The sequence below is a fragment of the Streptacidiphilus neutrinimicus genome, assembly GCF_000787815.1.
Classification (GTDB): domain Bacteria; phylum Actinomycetota; class Actinomycetes; order Streptomycetales; family Streptomycetaceae; genus Streptacidiphilus; species Streptacidiphilus neutrinimicus.
Map to the genome: position 1 here is coordinate 19,080 of NZ_BBPO01000085.1, position 8,230 is coordinate 27,309.

At 74.1% G+C, this 8,230-nt stretch carries 8 protein-coding genes; 1 reads left to right on the forward strand and 7 read right to left on the reverse strand.

Annotated features, from left to right (window positions below):
• Positions 1-18: 18 nt before the first annotated feature.
• The 6 genes from recA to TR48_RS33205 form a co-directional block, all read right to left on the reverse strand.
• Positions 19-1,149, reverse strand: coding sequence for a recombinase RecA (recA, locus tag TR48_RS33180; RefSeq protein WP_042374133.1), 1,131 nt, complete (start codon positions 1,147-1,149; stop codon positions 19-21).
• 209 nt (positions 1,150-1,358) lie between these two features.
• Positions 1,359-1,553: a DUF3046 domain-containing protein gene (locus TR48_RS33185; protein ID WP_042374134.1), complete on the reverse strand. Its 195-nt coding sequence runs from the start codon at positions 1,551-1,553 to the stop codon at positions 1,359-1,361.
• A 113-nt stretch (positions 1,554-1,666) separates the two neighbouring features.
• On the reverse strand, positions 1,667-1,978 hold the full coding sequence (locus TR48_RS33190) for an AzlD domain-containing protein (protein WP_042374135.1): 312 nt from the start codon (positions 1,976-1,978) through the stop codon (positions 1,667-1,669).
• Positions 1,975-2,793, reverse strand: a complete 819-nt coding sequence (locus TR48_RS33195; protein ID WP_052443255.1) for an AzlC family ABC transporter permease — start codon at positions 2,791-2,793, stop codon at positions 1,975-1,977. The genes TR48_RS33190 and TR48_RS33195 overlap by 4 nt, the downstream gene beginning before the upstream one ends.
• Positions 2,790-3,641, reverse strand: coding sequence for an AraC family transcriptional regulator (locus tag TR48_RS33200; protein ID WP_042374138.1), 852 nt, complete (start codon positions 3,639-3,641; stop codon positions 2,790-2,792). The genes TR48_RS33195 and TR48_RS33200 overlap by 4 nt, the downstream gene beginning before the upstream one ends.
• A gap of 244 nt (positions 3,642-3,885) precedes the next feature.
• Positions 3,886-5,460 carry an MFS transporter gene (locus TR48_RS33205; RefSeq protein WP_236652445.1) on the reverse strand — a complete coding sequence of 525 codons (1,575 nt, stop codon included), beginning with the start codon at positions 5,458-5,460 and terminating at the stop codon, positions 3,886-3,888.
• A 172-nt stretch (positions 5,461-5,632) separates the two neighbouring features.
• On the opposite strand from TR48_RS33205, the gene TR48_RS33210 reads away from it, so the two are divergent.
• Positions 5,633-6,280: a TetR/AcrR family transcriptional regulator gene (locus TR48_RS33210; RefSeq protein ID WP_063771120.1), complete on the forward strand. Its 648-nt coding sequence runs from the start codon at positions 5,633-5,635 to the stop codon at positions 6,278-6,280.
• 36 nt (positions 6,281-6,316) lie between these two features.
• Here TR48_RS33210 and TR48_RS33215 read toward each other — a convergent pair whose 3' ends face one another.
• Positions 6,317-7,795, reverse strand: a complete 1,479-nt coding sequence (locus tag TR48_RS33215) for a S8 family peptidase (protein ID WP_052443257.1) — start codon at positions 7,793-7,795, stop codon at positions 6,317-6,319.
• Positions 7,796-8,230: the final 435 nt, after the last annotated feature.

Here is an 8,230-nt window from a genome sequence, read left to right on the forward strand (position 1 = left end):
CGCTCCGAGTGGGCGCGCTCAGGCCTTGGCCTCCGCCGGGACGGCCTCGGCGGCCTTGGCGGCCTTGCTGCCGCGCGCGGCGGGAGCCTTGGCGGCCGCCACGGCCGGGGCCTCGCCGACGACAGGGGCGGCGGCGTCAGCCGGGGTGTCCAGCTTCGGGCCCACGCCGAGCTTCTCCTTGATCTTCTTCTCGATCTCGTCGGCCAGATCCGGGTTGTCGCGCAGGAAGTTGCGGGCGTTCTCCTTGCCCTGGCCCAGCTGGTCGCCCTCGTAGGTGTACCAGGCGCCGGACTTGCGGATGAAGCCGTGCTCGACGCCCATGTCGATCAGGCCGCCCTCACGGCTGATGCCCTGGCCGTAGATGATGTCGAACTCGGCCTGCTTGAACGGCGAGGCGACCTTGTTCTTGACGACCTTGACGCGGGTGCGGTTTCCGACCGCCTCCGTGCCGTCCTTCAGCGTCTCGATACGGCGGATGTCCAGGCGGACCGAGGCGTAGAACTTGAGCGCACGGCCACCCGTCGTCGTCTCGGGCGAGCCGAACATGACGCCGACCTTCTCACGCAGCTGGTTGATGAAGATCGCGGTGCACTTGGTCTGGTTCAGCGCACCGGTGATCTTGCGCAGCGCCTGGGACATCAGGCGGGCCTGGAGGCCGACGTGGGAGTCGCCCATCTCACCCTCGATCTCGGCACGCGGCACGAGCGCGGCGACCGAGTCGATGACGATCAGATCGACGGCGCCGGAACGGATCAGCATGTCCGTGATCTCCAGCGCCTGCTCGCCGGTGTCCGGCTGGGAGACGAGCAGAGCGTCGGTGTCGACGCCGAGCTTCTTGGCGTACTCCGGGTCGAGCGCGTGCTCGGCGTCGACGAAGGCGACGATGCCGCCGGCCTTCTGCGCGTTGGCCACCGCGTGCAGGGTCAGCGTGGTCTTACCGCTGGACTCGGGGCCGTAGACCTCGACGACACGGCCGCGGGGCAGGCCGCCGACGCCGAGCGCCACGTCGAGGGCGATGGACCCCGTGGGGATCACCTCGATCGGAGCCCGGGCCTCGTCGCCGAGGCGCATGACGGAGCCCTTGCCGAACTGTCGCTCGATCTGGGCGAGGGCTGTCTCGAGGGCCCGCTCGCGGTCGTTCGCTGCCATGGGTGCCACCTTGGGGGTCTGTGCTGAACGCTTCATCACCGAAGACGCTAGCGCGCACCACTGACAAAAGACCCTCGCCGAGGGCAGCCCTGTGGATAACGTGCCGTAATCCAGTATAGGGAACGCACGTTCGAATAGGCAGGCACCTGCTTTTTCTCCGCGTTGTCTGTGTCGTCTGCCTTGCCCGTTTCGTCGACTTCTTCTTCGGCTCAGCGCCTCGACTCGGGAACACCCATCGACACGCAGACGGCCCGCCAGACGTCCTTGGCCTCCCAGCCGGCGTCCAGGGCCTGGCGGACGGTGCGGCCGCCCAGCTCGGACATGACGTGGTCGGTGGCGAAGCTCTCCGCGTAGCTCTCCCCGAAGTGGGCGTACATCCTCTTCCAGAACTCGGTCAGGCGCATGCGCCCAGTATCGCGCCGGTTCCGTCGGAGCCAGGGAGAGTCAGGCCGGACCGGCGAGGTCGCGCGGCTGGGCGTCCCGGCGCCGGAGGGCGCCTGCCCACGGGCGGCCGACGTCAGGCGACCGCCCGCACCAGGGCGGTCACCAGCACCGCGACGACCACCACGACGAGGAACGGCGCCCGGCGCCACACCGCGACGCCCGCCGCGGCCAGTCCCGCCGCGCGGGCGTCCACCGCCAGTCCGTGCGCGCCCTGCCCGAAGGTCTGCAGCGCGGTGAGCGCGGCCAGCAGCGCGACCGGTGCGAGCGCAGCGAAGCGGCGTACGACGGGACGGTCCAGCAGCCCGGAGGGGACGGAGAGGCCCAGCAGCTTGAGTCCGTAGCAGCCCGCGGCCGTGCCCAGGATCGCCAGCCAGGTCGTGTTCATCGTCCGCCCTCCTTCGGCAGGTCCTTCGGCAGGTCCTTCTGCGGACCGGCCGTCGTCCGGGCCCGCTCCCGGTCCCGGCGGGAACCGAGCAGCAGCACGGCCGGGACGGCCGCCAGCGCGATCAGCACGGGGACGCCCGCCGGGACGAGCGGCACGGAGGCGAGCGCGAGCACCGCGCCGAGCAGGGCGGTCGCCCGCTCCGCGCCGCCCTCACGCAGCCTCGGGGCCAGCAGCGCCAGGAAGACGGCCGGTCCGGCGACGTCCAGGCCGTAGCGCGACGGATCGCCCAGCGCGTCGGCGCCCAGGGCCCCGGCCAGGGTGGTGGCGTTCCAGATCAGGTAGAGGCTGGCCCCGGTGACGAAGAAGCCGAGCCGGGTCGAGCGCCGGTCGGGCTGGACCAGCGCCACGGCCGCCGTCTCGTCGATCACCGTCTGCGCGGCGACCGGCCGCAGCCAGCGCGGCAGCTCCAGCCGCTCGCCCAGCCGCAGGCCGTAGAAGGCGTTCCGCACGCCGAGGAAGAGCGCCCCGATGACGGCGGCGAACGGCGCGGCGCCCGCCGCGAGCGCGCCGATCAGCGCGAACTGGCTGGCGCCGGTGAACACCAGCAGGCTGAGCGCACAGGTCTGCCAGACCGTCAGGTGCGCGGTGGTCCCCGCGATGCCGAAGGCGATCCCCGAGACGCCGACCGCCACGCCGACGCCGAGGGAGTCGCGGATCACGGCGCGGTCGGAGCGTGCGCCCGCGGCCGGCAGCGGCGCGGCGGGCGGGGCGGTGGCCGGTGCGGGTGGATCGGAGAGGGCCGTCATACGGCTCATGCTGCCGGGGGCGCGCCGTCCGAATCTTGTACGTTCTTGCGCGCCCGCCGGTAGGCGCCGGGCGGGACGCCCAGGATCCGGCGGAAGTGCCGGGTCAGGTGCGCCTGGTCGACGAAGCCGACGGCCACGGCCGCGTCCGCGGGCCGGACGCCGACGTCGAGCAGGGTGCGCGCGGTGCGGACCCGGTGCTGGGTCAGCCAGGCGTGCGGCGGCAGCCCGTACTCGTCCCGGAAGGCCCGCAGCAGCGGGAACGGTCCGGTCCCGACCGCGGCGGCGAGCTCCTCCAGGGCGGGCGGTTCGTCCAGCCGCTCCGCGAGCAGGTCCCGCGCGGCGCGGGCGGCGTCCCGTCCCACACGTGGGGTTTCCCGCATCAGCCGCTGCGAGGAGTGCAGGCGCAGGGCCCGGGCGAGCGCGAGGCGGAGGAAGGTCCCCGCGGCCAGCCCCTGGTTCTGCTCGGCGGCCTGATGGGTCTGCGTCACCAGCCGGGCGAGCTCGTCGTCGTCCACGACGGCCGTGCCGAAGCCCGGCGAGCCGGGCAGCACCCCCAACTCGGCGGCGACGGCCGCGACGTGCTCGACGCTCGGGTAGAGCACCTGGTAGCTCCACCCGCCGGGCACCCCCGCGTGCCCGGTGTGCACCCGGTCGGGCTCCACCAGCGCGACGCTGCCGGCGGGCGCGACCTCCAGGCCGCCGCGGTAGTGGAACGCCTCCACCCCTTCGGTGATGGCGGCCAGGACGTAGCCGTCGTGGGTGTGCTTCCCGAAGGTGTGGTGGACGTAGTGGGCCCGCAGCAGGTCCACGCCGGGCAGCGCCGGATGCTGCCAGTAGTGCGCGCGTTCCTCACCCATGACACCAGCCTCCCTCTCAGGGAGCCTGCCACGCACCCGCACCCCGCCCGACGCCCGTCCACCATGCAGGACACCCGCCCGGCGAGCCGCCTCCCGCAGGTTCCCGGCGGGCGGGCCTCCCCGCCCGAGGCGGGAGCCGCCCGCTCCTGGGCGGAACCGCACGGCCCGCCGCAGGCGCCACCCCCGAAGGGCCGGGCACACCTTCCGCCCGGCCCCTACCCCGGAGGGGGTGGCTCGGGGCTGCTCAGTGCCCCGTGGCGCTCTCGTGGAGGTCCTTGCGGCGGATGGTGGCGAAGGCGATCACCGCAGCGAGCGCGGCGACCGCCGCGCAGATGGTGAGGACGTCCGTGAGCCCGTGGACGAAGGCCGCCCGCGCCGCCTCGGCGACCTGTGCGCGGAGCGGGCCCGCGCTGCGGGCGACCTGGTCGCCCGCGCCCGCGGCGACCGCCTGCCGCGCGCTGTCCGGGAGCCCGGGCACCGCCGCCGCGAAGGCGTCGCCGACCCGGTGCTGAAAGAGCGCGCCGAAGCCGGCGATGCCGATCGCGATGCCCACCTGCTGGAAGGTCTCGCCGATCCCGGCGGCCATGCCGGCCCGCGCGGGTTCCGCGACGCCGATGGAGATCGACGCCCGCGGCGGGTTGAACATGCCCATCCCCGCGCCGGTGAGCAGCATGCTCGGCAGCATCGCGGTCCAGCCGCTGTGGACGTCGATCAGCCGCATGGCCAGCAGACCGCCGGACATGAGCGTCATCGCGGTGCCGACGAGCAGCCGCGGCGGGAGCGCCACGGTGAGGCTGCCGGTGACGGCCGCCACGACGAAGAGCATCAGCGTCAGGGGCAGGAAGCGCAGACCCGCCTGCCACGGCGACGCGCCGAGCACGTTCTGCACGTACGAGACCTCGAGGAAGATCGACGCCATGCCGGCCGCGTTGCCGAGCAGCGTCGTCGCCGAGATCCCGTTGAAGGTGCGGTTGCGGACGAGCGAGAGGTCCAGCATCCCCGCCGCGCCGAGCCTGCGCTCGACCAGCAGGAAGCCCGCGAGCAGCACGACGGACGCGGCGAAGAGGGAGAGGATCAGCGGGCTGGTCCAGCCCTCCGCCTCGCCGCGCAGGAAGGCGAGGACGAGCGCGGCGAGCGCGACGGAGAACAGGGTGAGGCCGGCCCAGTCGACGCCGTGGGCGCCGGGCTCGCGGGACTCGCGGATCCGCAGGGTGCTCAGCACGATCGCGACGATCCCGATGGGGACGTTCACCAGGAAGATCCACCGCCAGCCGACACCGCTGGTCAGCGCCCCGCCGATGAGCGGGCCGAACGCGATCGCCAGGCCGGAGACGCCGCCGAAGACGCCGAAGGCCATGGCCCGGTCCTTGCCGCGGAACTCGTGGCCGAGCAGCGCCGGTCCGACCGCGAAGAGGACGGCGGCGCCCACGCCCTGCACGCCGCGGGCGAGGTTGAGGGTGATCACGTTCGTCGCGGCGCCGCAGAGCAGCGAGGCGGCGGTGAAGACGGCGAACCCGGCGACGAAGACGCGCTTGCGGCCGAGCCGGTCGGCGAGCGACCCGCCCGTCAGCAGGAAGGCGGCGAGGGTGAGCGCGTAGGCGTCGAGCACCCACTGGAGGCCGGAGAAGTCGGCGTGCAGCGCGTTGCGCAGGTCGGGCAGGGCGACGTTCACGACGGTGAGGTCGAGCATCAGCATGAACGTCGCGATCGACACGATGGCGAGCGTCCACGCGCGGCCGGGCGCGCGGGTCGAGGCCGGGGCCTCCGGATCGACGGTGACGTCGTCGGCCGCGCCGAGGGCGTCGACGGTTGCGGACATGGGTGTCCCCCAGAGCTGGTGAAGGTGAGGTGGCGAAGCCTGATCACGTCGGTTGAAGGCCGCGAGAAGGCATGGCAGGGGCCGGGACAGGAATGCGAGTCTTTGCTCGTAATTCCACTCCCGAGATTACGAGTGATTGCTCGCATTCGTCAACGGCCCTACCATCGGCAGGGTGACCGCCGAGACCACGCCCCCGACCACCGAGCCCGCCGCCGCCGAACGGCCCAGGAAGCGCCAGGCCCGCGGGGAGCGCCGGATCGCGCAGTTGCTCGACGCGGCCGGTCACGTCTTCGCCGAGTCCGGCTACACGGCCACCACGACGAACGCCATCGCGGCGCGGGCGGGCGTCTCCCCCGGCTCGCTGTACCAGTACTTCCCGAACAAGGACGCCATCGCCGCCGCGCTCGCCGAGTTCTACGCGGACAGCCTGGACGAGCTGCTGGCGCCCTTCGCCGTGCTGGACCCGGCCGCAGTCACGCTGGAGGAGGCGCTGGGCGGCGCGCTCGGACCGATCGTCAGGTTCCACCGCGAGAACCCGGCGTGCCTGGCCCTCTTCATCGGCGGGAACGCGCCCGGCCATGTGATGGATCTCCAGGCGCCGCTGATGGCGCGCACCCACGCGCGGATCGAGGCGCTGCTCGCCCTCTACGCGCCGGACCTGCCCCCGGCCCGGCTGGAGATCGGCGCCGCGGTCACGCTCGCCGCGTACAAGGGCGTGCTCCCGCTGCTCGTGGAGGCCGACGAGGAGCGGGTTCCGACCCTGACGCGCGAGCTGGGCGACCTGCTGCTCGGCTACTTCGACCGGCTGCTCCGGCCCTAGCCAGGGCCGTCGCCGCAGGTCCCGCCTCGCAGCCGCTCAGCGCACGTCGACCAGGCCGTAGCCGTAGTACGGGCCGCCAGGGCAGTCCTTGGCGCCCGGATCGCGGGACGGGCAACCGAGCGGCATCGCCTGCTGCTCCAGCAACGTGACCAACGCCGCCCCGCGAACGCCCGGGTGGCGCGCCGCCTCGACCGCGGCGACGCCGCTGACGGTCGCGGCCGCCATCGAGGTGCCGGCGAGGGCCGCGTAGCGGCCGCCCGGCCAGTCGGAGACGACCGCGGCGCCCACGCCGCCGTCCGGGTCGCCGCCCGGCGCGGCCAGCGCGATCTGCCCTGCCCCCCAGTTGGAGTAGGCCGCAAGGCTGCCGTCCGCGACGACCGCGCTCACGTTCACCACGCCCGGCAGGCCGCCGGGCAGCCGGATGCACTCCGTGCCCAGATGGCGCACGGGCGCGTTCACGCCGTCCGCGCGGTCGTTGGGGCTGCGGTCGTCGATCCTGGGCCCGGCCAGGTCCTGCCCGTCGTTGCCCGCGGAGGCGACCACCACGGCGCCCTTGTCCTGCGCGTACTTCACCGCCCGGCCGACCGCCGCGACGATCGCCGCCTGGTCCGGGTTCTCCGGGCAGTTGTACTTCCACGGGTCGGCGAAGTAGCTGTCGTTGATCACGGACGCGCCGTGGTCGGCGGCCCACAGGAAGCCGCAGACGATGTTCTCGCCGTAGTACTGCCCCGGCTCGCCGAGCAGCCGCACCGCCGCGATGCGCGCCCCCGGCGCCACGCCGACCACGCCGTCCCCGGGACGGTCCCCGGCGATGATCCCGCTGACGTGCGTCCCGTGGCCGCTCTCCCCCAGGTTCGGGTCGGGCCGCCAGGCGCCCGCACGGGAGTCGGGCGTCCCGGTCGCGCAGGAGGCGGAGATGCCCGGATCGACGGCGGTGCGCAGATCCGGGTGGGTGTCGTCCACGCCCGAGTCCAGCACGGCGACCACGACGCGCCTCAGCGCGGCGGTGTCCTTCGCGGGCAGCGGGTCGTTCTCGCCGACCATCTCCTGGTTCCACTGGGTTCGGCCGTGCGGGTCCGCGGCCAGCGGCACGTCGTCGCTCGGCGCGGCGTCGCCCGCCGGCTTTGACGACACGAGGGCGGGCCGGCCCTGCGCCCCGCTGTAGGGCGTGCCCGCCCGCGGATCCGGCACCGGTGCGGTCCGGCTCGCGCCGGCCGCGGCGATTCCCGGGTGCGCCCGCACCCGGGCCCCGAAGTCGGCGAGGGAGGCGTAGGCGAGGACGACGCCGATCTGCGGGTACTCCTGGCCGACCAGGCCCTGCTCGCCCCTGATCGCCAGGTCCGCGGCGGCGACGCCCGCCGCGTCGGCGCGGTCCGCGACGACGAGGTAGGCCAGGTACAGGCGGCCGGTGCCGCCGACGTACGGCACGGCGCCGCCGAGCAGCAGGGTCACCAGCGCCAGCACGACGGCGCACCGCGCCGTCGCCGATCGCAGGCCCTTCGCGACACGCGCCACCAGGCCTCCAGAGGTCGGGGCGCACGTCAGCGCCCGGGCGGGGGATATTCAGACGATATGTACGGTTTCTTCCTTTCCGCCCGCTGAGCTCCTCCGAGTGGGCCACCCCCGTCGCGCCCGGCTCCGCCGACCACGCCGGCCCCCGTACAGGCCCCACCCTCTGAGGCCACCTGCTCCTCCAGCCGCAGCACCCCGGGAGACCGAGCGGGACCAAGACCGGCCCGAGCGCCCACCCTTCGCGCAGCTGGGCGACCCTCCCGCGAACAGCAGGAGGCGCACGCCTCCCGGTCGAGCGCTCCGGAAGTCTCCGAGCCCGGCTGTGCCGGGGCACCCTCCGCCAGGGTCGGGGGTGCCGCCTCCCGGCCGAGAGGCCGCGAGCGCCCGCGCTTCGCGCGGCCGAGGGCGCCGAGCGGGTGCCCACGTGCGGCGCAGGGC